Annotated in this window: 19 protein-coding genes; 3 read left to right on the top strand and 16 right to left on the bottom strand. The window is 46.7% G+C overall.

The annotated features are described in order from the left end of the window. Nucleotides 1–5: 5 nt before the first annotated feature. The 5 genes from hemW to gpr form a co-directional block, all read right to left on the bottom strand. Nucleotides 6–1,145, bottom strand: coding sequence for a radical SAM family heme chaperone HemW (gene hemW, locus Q9R36_RS16200; protein WP_022544210.1), 1,140 nt, complete (start codon nt 1,143–1,145; stop codon nt 6–8). 123 nt (nt 1,146–1,268) lie between these two features. After that, nucleotides 1,269–3,104 (bottom strand): translation elongation factor 4, encoded by a 1,836-nt coding sequence (lepA, locus tag Q9R36_RS16195; protein ID WP_094767029.1) that lies wholly within the window; start codon nt 3,102–3,104, stop codon nt 1,269–1,271. A gap of 141 nt (nt 3,105–3,245) precedes the next feature. Then, nucleotides 3,246–3,587: a YqxA family protein gene (locus tag Q9R36_RS16190; protein ID WP_224951539.1), complete on the bottom strand. Its 342-nt coding sequence runs from the start codon at nt 3,585–3,587 to the stop codon at nt 3,246–3,248. An 11-nt stretch (nt 3,588–3,598) separates the two neighbouring features. After that, nucleotides 3,599–4,789, bottom strand: coding sequence for a stage II sporulation protein P (gene spoIIP, locus Q9R36_RS16185; RefSeq protein ID WP_101550348.1), 1,191 nt, complete (start codon nt 4,787–4,789; stop codon nt 3,599–3,601). A gap of 70 nt (nt 4,790–4,859) precedes the next feature. Next, nucleotides 4,860–5,984: a GPR endopeptidase gene (gene gpr, locus Q9R36_RS16180; protein ID WP_009796267.1), complete on the bottom strand. Its 1,125-nt coding sequence runs from the start codon at nt 5,982–5,984 to the stop codon at nt 4,860–4,862. 294 nt (nt 5,985–6,278) lie between these two features. Here gpr and rpsT point away from each other — a divergent pair, with 294 nt between their 5' ends. Further along, entirely contained in the window at nt 6,279–6,545 is a 267-nt protein-coding gene (gene rpsT, locus Q9R36_RS16175) for a 30S ribosomal protein S20 (RefSeq protein ID WP_009796269.1), read from the top strand. Between the two features lie 84 nt (nt 6,546–6,629). Here rpsT and holA read toward each other — a convergent pair whose 3' ends face one another. Continuing rightward, nucleotides 6,630–7,670 carry a DNA polymerase III subunit delta gene (holA, locus tag Q9R36_RS16170; RefSeq protein ID WP_009796270.1) on the bottom strand — a complete coding sequence of 347 codons (1,041 nt, stop codon included), beginning with the start codon at nt 7,668–7,670 and terminating at the stop codon, nt 6,630–6,632. Nucleotides 7,671–7,971: 301 nt separating this feature from the next. On the opposite strand from holA, the gene Q9R36_RS16165 reads away from it, so the two are divergent. Continuing rightward, a complete protein-coding gene (locus Q9R36_RS16165) occupies nt 7,972–8,106 on the top strand; it encodes a YqzM family protein (RefSeq protein WP_009796271.1) in 135 nt (44 codons plus the stop codon). Nucleotides 8,107–8,213: 107 nt separating this feature from the next. Here the strand turns inward: Q9R36_RS16165 and Q9R36_RS16160 are convergent, their stop codons facing one another. The 3 genes from Q9R36_RS16160 to Q9R36_RS16150 all read right to left on the bottom strand — a co-directional run bounded on the left by Q9R36_RS16160 (nt 8,214) and on the right by Q9R36_RS16150 (nt 11,892). Next, on the bottom strand, nt 8,214–10,541 hold the full coding sequence (locus Q9R36_RS16160) for a DNA internalization-related competence protein ComEC/Rec2 (RefSeq protein ID WP_311225522.1): 2,328 nt from the start codon (nt 10,539–10,541) through the stop codon (nt 8,214–8,216). A 17-nt stretch (nt 10,542–10,558) separates the two neighbouring features. Then, nucleotides 10,559–11,146 (bottom strand): ComE operon protein 2, encoded by a 588-nt coding sequence (locus tag Q9R36_RS16155; protein ID WP_009796227.1) that lies wholly within the window; start codon nt 11,144–11,146, stop codon nt 10,559–10,561. A gap of 83 nt (nt 11,147–11,229) precedes the next feature. Continuing rightward, nucleotides 11,230–11,892: a helix-hairpin-helix domain-containing protein gene (locus Q9R36_RS16150; RefSeq protein WP_311225521.1), complete on the bottom strand. Its 663-nt coding sequence runs from the start codon at nt 11,890–11,892 to the stop codon at nt 11,230–11,232. A 66-nt stretch (nt 11,893–11,958) separates the two neighbouring features. Here Q9R36_RS16150 and comER point away from each other — a divergent pair, with 66 nt between their 5' ends. After that, nucleotides 11,959–12,783 carry a late competence protein ComER gene (gene comER, locus Q9R36_RS16145; RefSeq protein WP_311225520.1) on the top strand — a complete coding sequence of 275 codons (825 nt, stop codon included), beginning with the start codon at nt 11,959–11,961 and terminating at the stop codon, nt 12,781–12,783. A gap of 109 nt (nt 12,784–12,892) precedes the next feature. On the opposite strand, the gene Q9R36_RS16140 is transcribed toward comER, so the two are convergent. Genes Q9R36_RS16140 through yqeH form a run of 7 tightly spaced genes read right to left on the bottom strand, consistent with a single transcriptional unit; the run spans nt 12,893 to nt 17,412 of the window. Continuing rightward, nucleotides 12,893–13,639 carry a class I SAM-dependent DNA methyltransferase gene (locus tag Q9R36_RS16140; protein WP_248137428.1) on the bottom strand — a complete coding sequence of 249 codons (747 nt, stop codon included), beginning with the start codon at nt 13,637–13,639 and terminating at the stop codon, nt 12,893–12,895. Next, nucleotides 13,636–13,992 (bottom strand): ribosome silencing factor, encoded by a 357-nt coding sequence (rsfS, locus tag Q9R36_RS16135; protein ID WP_009796232.1) that lies wholly within the window; start codon nt 13,990–13,992, stop codon nt 13,636–13,638. Before rsfS ends, Q9R36_RS16140 begins: the two co-directional genes overlap by 4 nt. Beyond that, nucleotides 13,993–14,562 carry a bis(5'-nucleosyl)-tetraphosphatase (symmetrical) YqeK gene (yqeK, locus tag Q9R36_RS16130; RefSeq protein ID WP_129612078.1) on the bottom strand — a complete coding sequence of 190 codons (570 nt, stop codon included), beginning with the start codon at nt 14,560–14,562 and terminating at the stop codon, nt 13,993–13,995. After that, nucleotides 14,552–15,121, bottom strand: coding sequence for a nicotinate-nucleotide adenylyltransferase (locus Q9R36_RS16125; RefSeq protein ID WP_101550360.1), 570 nt, complete (start codon nt 15,119–15,121; stop codon nt 14,552–14,554). Before Q9R36_RS16125 ends, yqeK begins: the two co-directional genes overlap by 11 nt. Nucleotides 15,122–15,166: 45 nt before the next feature. After that, complete coding sequence (gene yhbY / locus Q9R36_RS16120; protein ID WP_009796235.1) at nt 15,167–15,457, bottom strand: ribosome assembly RNA-binding protein YhbY; 291 nt, start codon at nt 15,455–15,457, stop codon at nt 15,167–15,169. Then, a complete protein-coding gene (gene aroE, locus Q9R36_RS16115; RefSeq protein WP_009796236.1) occupies nt 15,451–16,290 on the bottom strand; it encodes a shikimate dehydrogenase in 840 nt (279 codons plus the stop codon). The genes yhbY and aroE overlap by 7 nt, the downstream gene beginning before the upstream one ends. An 18-nt stretch (nt 16,291–16,308) precedes the next feature. Continuing rightward, complete coding sequence (gene yqeH, locus Q9R36_RS16110) at nt 16,309–17,412, bottom strand: ribosome biogenesis GTPase YqeH (RefSeq protein ID WP_311225519.1); 1,104 nt, start codon at nt 17,410–17,412, stop codon at nt 16,309–16,311. Nucleotides 17,413–17,415: the final 3 nt, after the last annotated feature.

Here is a 17,415-nt window from a genome sequence, read left to right as displayed (position 1 = left end):
AATCATTAGATTACACCGATGAAGGATTGAAATACTTCGTTCCCAAGAAGGCGCCCTTTTCGCGTCAGCCGGATCGACTTCCCGCCAGCTTCGATCAGTTCTAATGTCTGAAGCCTTTCCAGCTCGCTCCTGAACAGCTGAAGGGGATCTTCTTCAAATTTCTCCATAAAGCGGGAAACTTCTACACCTTCCGTCTTTCTAAGCCCCAGGAACATTTCCTCTTCCATCCTTTCAGCTTTTGTCACAATATGCGATTCCATGACAGGAAGTTTGTTTTCCGACAAGGGCTCCATATATTTCTTCAGCGGCCCGTAATTGGCATTCCGGCTCCCGCCTGCATAGCCATGGGCCCCGGCTCCAAATCCATAATACTCTTCATTATTCCAGTATGTCAGGTTATGCCTGCTTTCAAAACCGGGAAGCGCAAAATTGCTGATTTCATATTGCTTAAATCCTTCAAGATCCATCCTTTCCATAAGAAGCTCATACATCGCTGCCTCTGCATCTTCACCCGGGGAAGGAAGCTTCCCTTTTCGCATAAGATTATAAAAAACCGTCTTCGGTTCAATGATCAGTGAGTATCCGGAATAGTGCTGGATATCCAGTGTAAAGGCAGTATCCAGCGTTTCCTTGAAGTCAGCGATGGTCTGGCCCGGCAAGCTGTAAATAAGGTCTACACTGATGCTGCTGAACCCTGTTTTTTTCGCAAGTTCAATTGATGCAAATACATCCTTGGCCCTGTGTGTTCTGCCGATCCTCTTCAGCAATTCTTCATTGAAGGTCTGGACTCCAAAGCTCAGCCTGTTTACCCCGGCATCATAAAGCGCCTTCAGCTTATCTTCAGAAAGATCGCCCGGGTTTGCTTCGAAGGTGAATTCTGCCCCTTCTTCAAGAGGCATATGCTTTCTGATTGATGCGCACAGCATCTCGAGCTGGCGTGCATCCAAGGCAGTCGGGGTGCCTCCGCCAACAAAAATTGAACGGAAAGGGCTTGAGGGACGATCCTGAAGGGTCAATTCCATTTCTTTTTCAAGGGCCTGCAGATATTCATCGACCGGCTGGCCTTTAAGAAACACTTTATTAAAATCACAATAATGGCATATATGTTCACAAAACGGTATATGGATATAAGCCGCATTTATCATACGTGTCGTCACAACCTTTAATAATTTGCTCATCGGCAGATCTTTTTTTCAATGAAAAAGAGGTTAGAGTTGCTTGTATGCAAGCATATCTAACCTCCGGCAACAAATCAAACCTGGAGCCTGTTACTTTTTGGGAGTCGTATCGTCCATTTTCAGGACTGCCATGAATGCTTCCTGCGGAACTTCGACAGAGCCAACCTGCTTCATGCGCTTTTTCCCTTCCTTCTGCTTTTCAAGCAGCTTTCTTTTCCGGGAAATATCTCCGCCGTAACATTTCGCCAATACGTTCTTCCTCATCGCTTTAATCGTTGAACGCGCAACGATTTTTTGCCCGATTGCAGCCTGGATCGGCACCTCAAACTGCTGGCGGGGAATCAGGTCCTTCAGTTTCTCTACAATCACTTTTCCACGTTCATATGCGAAATCTCTATGGACGATAAAGCTGAGCGCATCGACTTTTTCAGCGTTAAGCAGAATGTCCATTTTGACAAGCTTGGATTCTTTATAGCCAATCAGCTCATAATCGAATGAGGCATAGCCTTTTGTGCTGGATTTAAGCTGATCGAAGAAGTCATACACAATTTCCGAAAGCGGAATTTCGTACACAATGCTGACCCTGGTCTCATCCATATACTGCATATCAATGAAAATACCGCGTTTTTCCTGGCAGAGCTCCATGATTGCACCGACATAATCATTTGGCGCCATCATCGTCGCCTTTACATAAGGCTCCTCTACACGGTCAATTTTCTGTGCGTCAGGCATATCTGACGGATTGTCCACTTTCAGCAAAGTGCCGTCAGTCATGACAACATCGTAGATAACGCTTGGTGCAGTTGTGATCAGGTCTATCTTGAATTCCCGCTCAATGCGTTCCTGGATGATTTCCATATGAAGCAGTCCAAGGAATCCGCAGCGGAAACCGAAGCCCAATGCCTGGGAAGTCTCCGGCTCAAACTGAAGCGCAGAATCGTTGAGCTCCAGCTTTTCAAGCGCTTCGCGCAAATCATTGAATCTGGCGCTGTCAATCGGGTACAGGCCGCAGTATACCATTGGATTCAGCTTCCGGTAGCCTGGCAGGGGTTCTGTAGCTCCATTTTTCGCGCTTGTGATCGTATCGCCGACACGTGTATCGCCGACATTCTTAATTGCTGCTGTCAGGAAGCCTACATCACCTACAGAAAGCTCAGGCAGCGGAGTTGATTTCGGTGTGAAAACGCCTACCTCCGTGACTTCGAACTCTTTGCCGGTCGCCATCATCTTGACTTTATCACCGACCTTCACTGTTCCTTCAACAACACGGATATAGGCAACAACGCCTCTGTATGCATCATAAAGGCTGTCAAAGATCAACGCCTTCAGCGGGGCATCTGGATCTCCCTGTGGAGCTGGAACCTTCTCAACGACCTGTTCCAGAATCTCCTCAATTCCGATCCCTGCTTTTGCAGATGCCAATACAGCCTCACTGGCATCAAGCCCGATGACGTCCTCGATTTCACCGCGCACCCGTTCAGGATCTGCACTTGGAAGGTCGATTTTGTTGATGACCGGTACAATTTCAAGGTCATTATCAATGGCAAGGTACACATTTGCCAGAGTTTGGGCTTCAATGCCTTGTGCAGCATCCACAACAAGCACTGCGCCTTCACATGCTGCAAGGCTTCGGGACACTTCATAAGTAAAGTCTACGTGCCCTGGGGTATCAATCAGATGAAAAGTGTAAATTTCTCCATCTTTTGCTTTATATTTTAATTGCACAGAATTCAATTTGATTGTAATCCCGCGTTCTCTTTCCAGGTCCATGGAATCGAGCAGCTGGTCCTTCATTTCCCGCGCCGTCAAGGCATTTGTTCTTTCCAGGATTCTGTCAGCCAGCGTTGATTTCCCATGGTCAATATGGGCAATTATTGAAAAATTCCGGGTTTTCGATTGTCTTTCCAGTCTGTCTTCTCTATTCATAGCGTTCACTCCTACTATACTCGCGCATATACACTATTTTTGATTATATCAGCAGGGGTTGGAACATTCAAGGAAAAGCGGAAGCACTGAGAAGGCCACTAAAATAAAACAGCCATCTCCCGGATGGCCGATTGTTCTCTATTATTTTATCAGATCCGCCACTTTCTGTATGGCGGTGTCTGCGGCCTTTGATAGCCCTTCGGCAAGATCCCTGCCGGCAGAGGAAAAGAAATTATATGCCTTCATCTCTTCCAGCTTTTCTCTTTTCTTTTCCAGGTCATGCGAAGATACGTCCTGGCCGAGTATGGAGGCCTCCAGCTCCCCTGTACTGCTTTCATTAATGGAGAAAGCAGGATTCAGCCCTTTTTCATCATAGCCTCTCATAGCCCTCGTCCCCTCATTGGCATGCTGCATGCCAAAAAGGACGGAAATGAACATCAATGCTGCAGCAAGGAAAGCTTTTACCATAAACATTTTCATCATAATCACCTTTTTCATTCTTTGCCGGCAGGGATATTTCCGGAAGAATCTACTTTCTCTGCCTGCCAGTAATATTCACTGAAAACTTCTGCCAGAGCTTCAGCTGATCTGTACAGCTCCTCGAAGGTATTGTCCACCCCTCCGATTTCAACCAGAATCGCATGCTCGGATAAATCCTGATTGAATTTACCGTTCGTCAGGCTTCCTTCCTTTGTGAATGCCCCCCTGCTTAAGCCTTTATATTTTTTTTCCAAAAGATTATGAAGTTCATTGGCAAATGAAAGATTCTGCTCATAACCTTTATGCTCTGCACCAATGATAAAAGCGACTTTAGCAAAATCGACATCATCTATTTCCGTCGTGGTATCACTTTTCCTTTTGGCATCCCGATGGATATCAATTAAATAAGACAGATGTTGATCAGCTGCGAGTGCAGTTTCGACGGCTTCCCTTGACTGGTCATATGACTGTGAATAGCTCCAGCCTTTTCTGCTTAAGTCAGCCTGGATGTCAGTCTTGTCCACCGCTGCGCCAATGCCCTTTGCCTCCAGGGCTGATTTCAGGCGTTCTCCCACTTTGGTGATATTCTGTTCAGGATGAAATGCCTGATCAATATCCTTCACTCCATCCAAGTAAGGAAGGAAAGATTCACGATTATGCGAAAAATAAATATAAACGATCTTTTTGCCTCCGGTCGTCATCCTTGTTTCTTCATCGATACCCGCCATTTTTCCGCCGTTCATCAGGGAAGCTTCCTGTTCAGCCCGCAGCGATTCAATCGGAGGCGGGGATTCAATTGGCATATTGGGATTATTCGTTTCTTCACCCGCTGTGAGGAGTGCGCCTTCATAACCTCGAAAGGCAGGCAGTTCTCTTCCAAGCAGACTGCCCGGGTCATTCAGGCGTACATTCGTGGACAGTTCGAATAATAGGCCTGAAAGGGGAGGGGGCACCGGTCTATCCGGCAGCGCTGCATGGAAATGGTGATTCTCCAAACCAATCAGCTGGTACAGCCCCTCTGCTTTCATATTGGACAGCGCAGCCCTGATAGATTCAGGGACAGCCCTATATTCATTGCCCGGAAAAGCAACAGCCCCGCTGACTGCAAATACCAGGCCGGAAAACAGCAGACAGGCTGTGCTTGCCTTCAGAAATCCAGACCCAATCATCCCCGGGCGGTTATCAGTTGGTTTCGCTGTTTTCATAGGTCCACCTCTTCAGCTTAAGTCTAGTAAATCTTATGACTGTGCTAGAGTAGATAGAACCTCAAGAAGGCTACCTAGTATAAAAACCGGAATTTTCCTGGTTGATCCTGCTATGGAGGGCAGCATTCAGCCCATTGGCTACCAGATTGGACATATCCTCCATAAACACATCCACCTCTTTCGGTGTTACCATCAGATTATGGCCGATAGGAGAAAGCACCTCATAAATCAGCTTTCTCTTTTCTTCATCTGGAAGTGTGCCGACAATGCCAAGGAAAGTCTGCCGCTGCTGTTCTTCTGGCAGGTCTTCCTCTGTGAGCTTCTTCCTTTTCCCGAAATTCATGCCTGCAGGGGCCAGCGCCCGGGATGGCCTGTCACCTTCCTTAAGCTCCCTGCCGAAATGCTTAAGAATGAAATCAATTGTATCGCTTGTGATGCTTACTGCATCCACGACGGTCGGCACCCCAATTGCAATCACTGGAATCCCGAGAGTTTCCCTGCTGAGCTCCTTCCGCTTGTTGCCTACTCCTGAACCCGGATGGATGCCTGTATCAGAAATTTGGATGGTAGAGTTCACCCTTTCAATTGAGCGGGCGGCCAGGGCGTCAACTGCAAGCACAAAATCCGGCTTCGTCTTCTCCACTACCCCAAAGATGATATCGCTTGTCTCGATCCCGGTCAGCCCCATAACGCCAGGGGCAAGGGCACTTACTGGCCTGTAGCCCTCTTCAACATTTTCCGGCTGAAGCTGATAAAGGTGGCGTGTGACCAAAATATTTTCACAAACCTGGGGTCCCAGTGCATCGGGCGTGACATTCCAGTTTCCGAGACCAACGACAAGGCAGCTTGCATCTTTCTTGATCCCCATCCCCTCAATGAAACGGGCCAATTCGCTTGAAAACACATTTTCGACCTTCTGCTGAAGCTCTGTGTCCTGCTGCCTGATACCCTGGACCTCAATGGTTAGATACTTGCCTTCTTTCTTCCCGAGGGATTTGGCGCCTTCTGATGTCACCTCAACATAAGATATCTTGAGATCATCTTCTTCTTTTTCTTTAATTATGACCCCTTCAAGCTGAGAGAGATTCTCTTCTTTCCCAAGGTTTTTTGAGCGTTCATCCATTACTATCTCCCTGGCTTCAATGGCAAGGTCGGTTCTTATTGAATAGCTGCTAAGATCTAATGGTTCTTTCACATTGCTGCCCTCTTTTCTTCAATCCGGCCTGGGCCGGTGCTTTTTCCTAGCTTTGCCTGAACCGCGCCAATTCATTCAGAAGCTGTCCCGCCTGGAGCCTATGTTCATTTGCTTCCCTAAAATGATCAAACTGCTTTTGGGTCCTTCCCGGCAAAAAGAATTGATTTTAAACTACAGTATTGCATTATTAGCATGCCTTTGATAAAATAGCACTTGTTCTTAATTATTGTTAATGAATGATATGAAAGTCGAGTTAATATAATCTCGATTGCTTTTTTCTAGGAGGTGAATGGAATGCCAAACATTAAATCTGCTATTAAACGCGTAAAAACAAGCGAAGCCCGCAATGCTCAAAACGTGACTGTTAAGTCTTCAATGCGTACTGCTGTCAAGAAAGCTGAAGCTGCAATCGTGAACGAAGATACAGCTGCTGCTAAGACTGCATATGCGAACGCAGTCAGCCAGCTTGACAAAGCTGCTGCAAAAGGCCTTATCCACAAAAACGCTGCTGCACGCAAGCAATCTCGTCTTGCTAAAAAACTAAACTCTTTGAACGCGTAATCGTTTAAAGATTCCCGGCTATCTTCACAGATAGCCTTTTCTTATGCCGTAAAAATGAAAAAAATGGCCTTTTGGGCCATTTTTTTATTTTGTCTGTTTGTGGAGGGCATGGTCGTGGAGCCTGAACAAAAACATCTCAATAAGCATTTCCTTGTTCATCCCCCCTGTTTTCATCTCATAATCTGCTTCTGCCAGAAGCTTCATGATGCGGGACAGTTCTTCATCTCCGAAAAGCTGGGCCTGTCCGGCTGCAAGCTTGACCCTGAAGGGATGGACCTTTAAGTATCCGGCCGTCTGCTGCTGGCCGTATCCCCTTCTCGACAGCTCCTTCACCTGGTAGATCAGCCTGAATTGGCCGGTCAGAATGGAAAGAATTTTAATCGGCTCTTCATTTTGCTTTAAAAGATCATAATAAATCCGCAGTGCCTCATCTATTTTTCTGTGGACCACCTTGTCGACAAGGGTGAAAATATTCTGCTCAAGCGACCTGGCAACCAGCTTGTCAACTGCCTCGGCATCAATCAGCTTTTCCTCGTCGGCATATAAGGCCAATTTATCAATTTCACCTGTCAGCATAAAGAGGTTGGTACCTGCCAGAGTCAGCATAAGCTGCACGGCATCCTCCTCAATCTGGACGCCGTTCTGGGCAGCCCTTTCCCTGATCCAGACTTTCAGCTCCTGCTCCCCCAGTTTTTTGGCCTCAAGGACACTTGCTTTTTTCTTCAGTTCCTTCGTAATCTTTTTTCTATCATCCAGCTTTTCATAGGGTGCCGCAAACACAATAATTGAATATGGCGACGGCTCTTTTAAATAGGATTCCAGCTTGGCCAGATTATGCTCAGTCTTCCCCTTTGTCTTTTCGGAAGTCAGAAAAGAGGGGTTGTGAAGAAAGATGAGCCTCTTATCCCCCATGAAAGGGAAGGTCTCTGCATCCTCAAGTGCCGCTTCTATTGGTGTTTCCTCCAAATCATATGTAGACAGATTAAAATCGCTCTCGTCTTCAGCCAGCACATTGTTGATAAGCAGCTGTTTTGTTTCATTAATCAAAAAGCCTTCTGTTCCGTATAATAAATATATCGGGGTGAATTGTTTGTTATTTATTTGCTTCCACACATCTAAAACCAATTGTCTCGCTCCGTTCAATACTTTTTTTCCTACTCCTATCCTAAAGAAGACCGGACGATTTGACAAGCATTCAAAGGAACCGGGCTCGCCGATGCCCAGTTCCCCATCTATATTGAACGTCGCCAGCCAAGGCCTAGGATACTTGATTGGCGGCGGTGCGAAAACATTGTGATGTTATTTTCTGCTGCGCGAAATCAAACTATTTGTGACAACTCCTTCTAGTCCAGGAAAACGCACACAGGAATTGTGGATTTTTTTTTATATATCGCTTATACTAAAAATGATATAGGAGGGGTAGACTGTGAACGAATTTGAAAAGAACGTCCAAAGCAAACGCAACGATGCTGTTGATTCCGGCGTAGGGTTTGCCGTATCTTTCGGCTTTTTCGCATTATTGTTTGTTATTGCAACAGTCATTAAATTCATTGGAGCTTAAAAACAGCTACATAGCGTAAATTTATGGAGACTGCATACACATGCAGTCTCTTTTCATTTCTGCTTATGAAGCCTGCGGTGAATGGGAAGGGCTTTCTTAATCTTATATTATGGGAGCTTGAGGGAAAACGTTCCTGCCTTTTCGGTAAATGTGTAGGTAATTGCCCCATGAAGATCAGTTCTCAAGATTTTTATTTTCTCGGAACTCAATCTTAAAAGTACTTCTTGGTGAGGATGCCCATACCGATTGTTCCTCCCGGCAGAGATGACGGCCGCTTTAGGCTCAATTTGCCGCAGAAACTGGCTCGAACTGGAGGAATTGCTTCCATGGTGCCCCGCTTTGAGTATATCTGCCTTTAAATGAGGATATTTTTGGATGATCCTGCCTTCTCCCTCCTCCTCAAGGTCGCCTGTAAAAAGCCAGCGCAACCCTCCGGCTTTCGCCAGGATGACAAGAGAACCATCGTTTTTACTTCCATATTCTCTGCCCTGGATGGGGGAGATGATTTGGAAGCTGCTGCTGCCAGCCTGCCATCCGCTCCCTGATTCAGCATAGACCACTGGTATGGACAGTTCATCCGCCCGCTGGATCAGCAAATTTTCAAGCTCCCCGCCCTCACCCCCTCTAGGGAAGACGATTTCATTGATTTTAATCTCATCCAGCACACCAGCTGCTCCCCCTATATGATCAGCATCCCCATGGGTCAGGATCAGTCTGTCCAGCCGGGAAATTCCTCTGCTCTTCAAAAATGGCACCACAATATCCTTCCCTGGATCAAATATATCTTTTCTTTTTTCCCATTCTTCGGTTTCAAACTGAAGCCTGCCGCCTGTATCGATTAAATAATCTCCCTTGCCATAGGGCAGGGAAACCAAAATGCTGTCACCCTGCCCTACATCCAGAAAGGTGATTTCCCCTTTTGGAGAGAATTTTTGTTCCAATGGCTGAAAGGAGAAAAGCAACAGCATGCCTGCGGCCATTTTAAGGGTAAAGTGCTCTTTCTTCCTTTCCCATATGATCAATAATGCTGGTACTCCTGTTATATACATGGCCAAAGCAGGCCCGGATGGCTTCCCCAGCACCAACACAGCACCAGGCAATGATCCAAGCTTTCCGGCGGCCAAATTGGCCATGCCTGCGCTCCACTCAAGCACCTGCAGGATCAGGCCGGCATTCCCACCTGAAAGTATATGCAAAAGGAATCCCAGCAGGATGCCAGGCAAGAGGATAAATGAAAAAAAGGGGATGTAAAGAAGATTGGCGAAGAGAGCGAAAAGCGATATCTCATAAAAGAAGAAGAGAATGATCGGGGCGGATGCAAGCTGGGCAGCCAATGAAACAGCCACGCTTTGGGATATCCAGTGGTTCAGATTTTTAAAGATTGAGGGAGCTGAGATAATAAGGGCAAAGCTGACACAAAAAGACAGCTGAAATCCGGGTTCGTAGACTATATGAGGGGAGAAGAAAAGGCAAACGGCAAAAACAGAGCTTACGGCATCAATCGGCTGAAGCTTCTTCTTTCCTCTTGCAGCCAGCGAATAGATCAGCATACACATCAACATCAGTACAGCCCTGGTGACAGAAGGAGCCCCGCCGGTCAGGACGGCGTAAACGGGCAAGAACAGCAGCAGCAGGAATTTCATCCTTTTACTGGGGACGCCTGCTCTTTTCCCTATATAAAGGATCATGGCTGCCAGGAGGCCGACATGAAGGCCGGATATCGCCAGAAGATGCACAATGCCGAGCTTCTGATAGTCCTCCAGCAGACTGGTGTCCATCAGGCCCCTTTCTCCAAAAACAAGGGCGGCTGCCAGCGGTGCAAGGCTCCCGGGGAATTCCGTTTCAATATAAGCGATCCCTGATTGCCTCAGCCTCTTTATTTTTGCAACAGGATGGCTTGCCGTGCCGGAACACCGGCTGAGCATCAGCGAATCAGCTTCAAGAATCCAGAACGTCTGCTTTCTTTCCAGATAAAGCCTGTAGTCAAATCCATTCGGATTAGCTGCCTGCATGGGCTTTTCGAGAATGCCATCCACGTGGCATACCAGCCCTGGAACCAGATTGTTCCGCAGCAGCTGCTTTTCTTTCTGTGAATCCAGCTTATAGGCAAGAAGCAGTTTTTCCCCTGTCTTTCTGTCGCGTGAGTTTACAGAAAGGCTGTTTCCATCAATCTTCATTTCTGACAGCTCCAGCTGAAACGTTTTCTCGGCTCCGCTTAATACACTGTGATTTCCCTTTTCTGCAAAATAACCTCTGCAGGCAAATATCAGCAGCGTAATAAATAAAAGAAGAATCAACATTTTTGAGAATCGTTTTATTAGTGCAAATAGGTACATAAGGAATACGGCAAATAGCGATAATGCTATGTTCCCTTCCAGCACGATCACCAGTCCAGCCAGGGCAGCAGCAGCAAAATAAAAAGAATTCCCCTTCACTGATACCTCCTGTCCAGTTACTTAGCTGTAATGCCAGCCCCGGTTCCAAAAAGCTCCCCGGCTTCTGCCTGAAGTTTATCAATCCGCTCATGGTCTGTCCCGTTTTGCTTCATCTCTTCCAACAGGTTTTTAATATATTCAGCCTTTTCCGCACGGTTAAATTCGAGAGAAATTTCTTTGTGCATTACCTGCTCCACCCTGACGCCTGCCTGTTCAAACAGCTCAATTGCATACGGATGGTTTTTGTAGGCTTCAGCGTAATACACTGTTGCAATGCCAGCCTGTATGATAGCCTTGCAGCATTGAAGGCATGGGAAATGCGTGACATAAATATCCGCTCCTGCAGTGGGCACACCGAATTTGGCGCATTGCAGGATGCTGTTCATCTCAGCATGTATAGTCCTGACGCAATGATTATCGATGACATAGCAGCCGTGGTCGATGCAATGGTCTCCTCCTGCTATCGAACCGTTGTATCCGCCTGCAATGATGCGTTTGTCGCGGACAATTGTAGCCCCGACTGCCAGCCTTGTACATGTGCTCCTTAAAGCCAGCAAATGGCTTTGAGCCATAAAATATTGGTCCCATGATAAACGCTGTTCCATTTTTCTCCTCCTAAAATCTCTTTGTTATAGAATAATCTCCTGGTACAAGTTTAATCTCTTTTTCAAAAGCACGTCAATGAGGCTCATTTCAATTTTATATAAGATTTAAGCTTTTCAAAGGTTTTTTCACCTATCCCGCTAATCTGCATCAAGTCCTCAAGCGACTGGAACGGACCTTCCGTTTCCCTGTACTCAATGATGGCAGCTGCTTTTGATGGGCCAATCCCCGGAATATCCTGAAGCTCCTCACTCCCCGCACTGTTGATATTTACCATTCCATCTTCTCCCGAGGCTGCACTGATAGCCTGGGCTGGTTCAGTTCCACCTGACAATTCCTCCCCTTCCTCCGGTACGTAAATAACCATTTCATCGCCCACTCTCTGGGCAAAGTTTATCCGGGCCTCATCTGCGTTTTCTGTCAGCCCCCCTGCCTTCTGAATAAGATCAGCCACACGCTCTCCGTCAGCTGCTTCATATAAACCCGGGTTCCTCACACTCCCCTTCACATCAACCTTAATGACAGGCGGAGCAGCTTCTTTTTCTTTTTCTTTTTCTTTTTCCTCTTCCTCCCCCAGGCCAGGCAATGACTCCAGCTCCTCCTCCATCTGCAGACTTTCAAGCGGGTCACCATCCCCTCTGTTTCCCTGAAGAAAAAAATAAAACAGCAAAATTAATAAGAAAGCCGCACCAATCCCAGCCAGCGGGCGGCGCTTGATCCAATCCAGTATGATCGCATCCCCTTTCAAGGTATATTTGAGTTTTCAATTTCATATCGTTATATGAGATATCTTGCTGTCAAAGGAGGGTTATTTATGAATGTCGGATTTATCGGTACAGGGAATATGGGGAAAATTCTTATCCAGGCCTTGCTTGATGCCAAAGCCGTTCCTCCCTCCTCTGTGACGATTACAAACAGATCTTTGGAGAAAGCGGCAGAGATACAGAAAGAGTATAGCGGCCTGAAACTTGCGCAGGGAGCAGCCGAAACGGCTGCCAATTCGGATTTGATTTTCATTTGTGTGAAGCCTCATGATTTTGCGGATGTGATCCAGGAAATCCGGCCATATTTAAGTGATGAGGATTGCGTGATTTCAATAACAAGCCCTATCAGCGCCGAACAGCTCGAATCTTTTGTCCCCTGTTCAGCAGCACGGGTGATTCCAAGCATCACCAACAGGGCACACGCCGGTGTGGCTCTTGTTACTTACGGGGAGCATTTCAGGGATGAATGGAAACAGAAACTCATGCCGCTTATCGAGGCCATTGCCAAGCCTGTGGAAATAGAAGAAGAAATAACAAGGGTATCATCTGACATCGTAAGCTGCGGACCTGCATTTTTCAGTTATCTGACACAGCAATTCATTAATGCGGCCGTTGCGGAAACAAAAATAAATCGGGAGACTGCCACTGTTCTTGCCAGCGAAATGCTGATCGGGATGGGAGAGCTGCTGAAAAAGGGGCATTATACCCTTCCTGCCCTTCAGCGGAAGGTCTGTGTTAAAGGAGGAATAACCGGTGAAGGAATAAAGGTGCTGGAGAAGGAATTAGGTGATGTTTTTCGGCATGTGTTCCAGGCAACACATTCTAAATTCGAGGAAGATCTTACACAGGTCAAAAAACAGTTCACTGTCCATTAACATTCTCTGCTTCCTTTCAAAATTCCTTCTGCTGCCGCTGACTTTTTTTGAACAGCCTTACAGGAATACGAAAAAAAGCAAAAGCCGCCCCCCATGGGAGCGGCTTTTGCTAGTTTTTGCGGCAAATGAAAAAGATCCTTTCCGACTCTTGCGCCGGGAGCTCGGTCTCAAAATCCGCTGTTATTTCCAGCAGGGTAAACCCTGCTTTTAAAAGCCAGTCTTTATAGATATCTATAGGATAAGTGCGCTGCAGATGGAGCTCATCATATCTGTCATATTTCATGAGCGAAGGGTCCAGCTGAAAGAAAGTCAATTCATGTTCAACACTGAAAGGATGCTCCCCAGGGAAGCATTCCCATATATAAGAGATTTCATCTTCATTCAAGGCAAAGGTCTGATCCCTGAAGATATGCTCCATCTTATAGACTGAATGCACATCAAAGATGAACAAACCGCCTTCCTTCAGGTGCCTTCCCACACTTTCGAATGTCTGCTCAACCTCTTTTTCGCTCTGAAGATAGTTCAGGGAGTCACAGAAGATCCCTGCAATATCATACTCGCCAAGCCCCTCGAGTTCTGACATGTCCTGCTGATAGAAAGAGATATCTGCCCCCTGCTCCATTGCTTTTGCCTGGGCGACAGCGAGCATATCCTCCGATAAATCAACTCCGGTTACATCGTATCCGGCTTGTGCGAGACGGACAGAAAGCTCCCCGGTGCCGCAGGCAAGATCAAGAAGGCGCTTCCCTTCAATACTGTACTTCTCCGTACTGCTTTTTACTGTTTCCACCCAGCCTTCATAAGGCACATCCTTCATCAGTGCATCATAAAGGTAGGCGAACTTCCCATAGGTCATTGTCCAAGCACGCTCTGGACATCCACTGAAGGTGCATCGCCCCACAGGCGTTCTAAGTTATAATAGCTTCTCTCATCCTTATGGAAAACATGGGCTACAACATCCCCGAGGTCAACGAGTATCCATCTCGCCTCGTCAAATCCTTCCATCCGGTTGACTGTATAGCCAAGCTCTTCGCTCTTTTCTTTCATTTCACGGGCGATTGCCTGGACTTGCTTATCAGAATTACCGTGGCAAATCAGAAAATAATCTGAGATGAGGGAAATCCCTTTCATATTCAATACCACAATATCTTCTGCTCGTTTATCATCGGCTGCTTTTACAGCCATATCTAATAAGGCGCGTTCACTCATTTAATCAGTCTCCTTTTTCATTACAAGATCATTATACGACAGAAAAGTCAGCGGAAACACCGGCTGATTCTTCTTCATTAAAAACGTGATAGTATTCTGCATTGCTTTTATTAAGGCTGAATCAAGATCTGTTTCAGCCAGTTTCCGGACTTCATCCACACCCGGAAAATGCCGGCCGGGTTCAATATAGTCGGCGAGATAAATGATTTTATCAAGTAAGGGCATTCGCGGCCTTCCTGACGTATGATACCGGATCGCATCCAGGATTTCAGGATCGGTCACCCCTGCCTCTGTTTCAGCAAGGTAGGCACCAGCAGGGGCATGCCAAAGCTCGCTGTTGTACATAAGGAGCTCCTCAGGCATTTTTTGCTCCATGATAATCCTCTTCATTTCATCCTTCGGGCGGAACTTGGCATAATCATGGAGAATAGCTGCCGTTTCAGCCTTCTGGATATCAGCCCCAAAGGTGCGGGCAAGGCCGATTGCCGTTTCCATCACACCGATTGTATGCTGGTAGCGGTGTTCTGTTAACTGTTTCTTTACTATTTTTAGATAAAATTCACGATCCATACAAACGATTCTCCTCAATATACTTCCTGACGCTTTCCGGAATTAGATAGCGCACGGTATCTCCCTGGCTGAGCCTTTCCCTGATCATGCTCGATGAAACATCCATCTGCGGCACATCAACCGGGACAACCGGATAGTCAGTACGGCTGCTATAGGAAGGCCTGCCGACGCCGGCAAAGACGGCAAGCTCAAGGAGGTCATTTATTTTATACCATTTCGGCAGATACTCAATCATATCAGCCCCGATGATAAAATAGAATTCGGTATCCTTATTCTGCTCTTTAAGCAGCTTCATTGTATCATAAGTGTAGGATGGCCCCCCGCGTTCCATTTCAATCGTCTGGATTTCAAAGCGCGGGTGCCCCTCAATTGCAAGCTCCAGCATTTCTACCCTTGCTTGATCAGATGCAGCTGAAGACTTCTTTTTATGCGGGGGATCCTGGTTTGGCATAAACCAGACCTTGTCCAATGAAAGGGAATGGAGCACCTCATTTGCAATCAGCAGATGGCCATGATGGGGAGGATTGAATGTACCTCCAAGAATGCCGATCCTCTTCACCTGCAGTCCTCCTTTTGCCGCCTCTTGGCTGCAAACATGCCTTCATTATGGCAGCTGGATTTGTTTGTTTTCTTTTGATTCTTTATAAAGGACGATCATATTGCCGATGATCTGCACCAGCTCTGCTTTAGTCCCTTTAACGAGCTTCTCAGCCACTTCGTCTCTATCTTCATCACAGTTCTGCAGGATGCTTACCTTCAGCAATTCCCTTGCCTCGAGCGCTTCCCCGATCTGTGATATCATATTTTCGTTCACCCCGCCTTTTCCAACCTGAAAAATCGGGTTCAAGTGATGTGCTTTTGAGCGCAATAATCTTTTTTGTTTTCCTGTTAACATGTTTGTCCTCCCAGTTGTGTAATAACGCCTGCTTCCATCCTGTCTGTATCCGGAAAGGTTCCAGTCCACCTTTCAAAGGCCAATGCCCCCTGGCAGACAAACATTTTCAGGCCATTCTGGATGGATGCACCTTTGTTTTTAGCTTCCCGCAAAAATTTGGTTTCAAGCGGGTTATATATTATATCGCTGACAAAAGCACCGGCCTTCAGATTATAAAGTCCAAAGGGCAATGCATTTACGTCGGGCAGCATGCCGATCGGTGTTGTCTGGATGATGATATCATACTCAGCCAGTTTTTCTTCTGCCTGCTGAAAGCCTAAAGCATCCGTTCTGACAGGAAAGGGGCATTTATCCGCAAGAGCCTCCGCCTTTGCCGCTGTCCGATTGCAGATATCTATTGCCTGAACGCCTTTTTGTGCGAGCGTATAATAGATTGCCTTTGCCGCTCCGCCTGCTCCGGCAATCAGGATTTTTTTCCGGCTGAAATCAGGCACCTCAGAAGCGAGGCCTCTTACATAGCCCTCCCCATCCGTGTTGTACCCAATCAATTTCCCATCTTTATTAAGGACAGTATTCACCGCCCCGATTGCCTCTGCCAGCTGATCGATTTCATCCAGGAATGGCATGATTTCTGTTTTATGGGGTACAGTGACATTAAACCCTGCAACCCCGATTGCCCGGAGCCCCTTCACTGCGTCCCCTAAATCTTCCCGTCTGACTTTTAGCGGAACATAGCAGGCATCCAGTCCATATATACCAAACAGATCATTATGCATCGCCGGCGACATTGAGTGGCCAATCGGATCGCCGATTACAGCAAAGAGCTTTTTCAAGTCCCTCTCCCCTTTCTGTTAAATCAGGGATTTCCTTACCATCGCCTGCACTCCTTTTGGTACATAAGCGGCAACCTTCGTTCCCGGCTCACTCACTGTAACCCAGCCCAAACCAGAAATCACAATATCGGTTTTCCCTTCCTTGACAGTGAATTCATGCCTGACAAGCTCAGGAAATTCATCCATCTGTTCAGGGCGGGGCGGCGTCAGCATTTCCCCTGCGTGCTTCTCATACAGTTCATCTGCATTCTCAAGCTTTGTGCGATGGATATTGATTTCGTTGGATACGTGGCAAATGAATGCCTGTCTGCTTCCGCTGATAAAATCAAAGCGCGCCAGGCCGCCAAAAAATAAGGTCTGCCCTTCATTAAGCTGATATACCTTTGGCTTGATTTCCTTCTTAGGCATAATCACCTTAAAGTCACGCTTATCGACAAAGTGGGCCATCTGATGATGGTTGATGATGCCCGGTGTATCAACAAGAGCTTTGCCGTCCTCTAAAGGTATCTCGATAATATCCAAAGTTGTCCCTGGAAAATGAGAAGTGGTGATGATATCCCCTTCTCCTGTTACCTCCTTAAGGATCCGGTTGATGAAGGTTGATTTGCCGACATTTGTACAGCCGACTACATACACGTCCTTGCCTTCCCTGTACTCATCTATCGCAGAAGCCACCTCCTGGATCGACTGCCCTTTCGCAGCACTGACAAGGAACACATCTTCCGGCCGGAGCCCCAGATTTTTCGACTCCTGCTTCATCCAGTTGATCAGTTTATTCCGCTTCACTGATTTTGGAAGCAGATCTGCTTTATTGCCGACCAAAAGAACCTTGTTGTTCCCTGTAAAACGATGCAGCCCCGGAAGCCAGCTTCCATTGAAATCAAAGATATCGACAATCTTGACGATCAGAGCATCGCTTCTTCCGATTTCATTCAGTATTTTAAGAAAATCATCATCAGTTAAGTTGACATCCTGGACCTCATTATAATGCTTGAGGCGGAAACAGCGCTGGCAGACAATCGCCTCTTTCTCTAAAGCTGATTTTGGCGCGTAGCCGAGCTCCTCGGGATTTTCTGTCTGGACCTTCACTCCGCAGCCTATACATACATATTGTTCACTCACGCA

The organism is Bacillus sp. AG4(2022) (assembly GCF_031844465.1).
Lineage (GTDB): Bacteria > Bacillota > Bacilli > Bacillales > Cytobacillaceae > Bacillus_AB > Bacillus_AB infantis.
The sequence above is the reverse complement of the archived record's forward strand: the minus strand, read 5'-3'. Positions and strand labels throughout refer to the sequence as shown.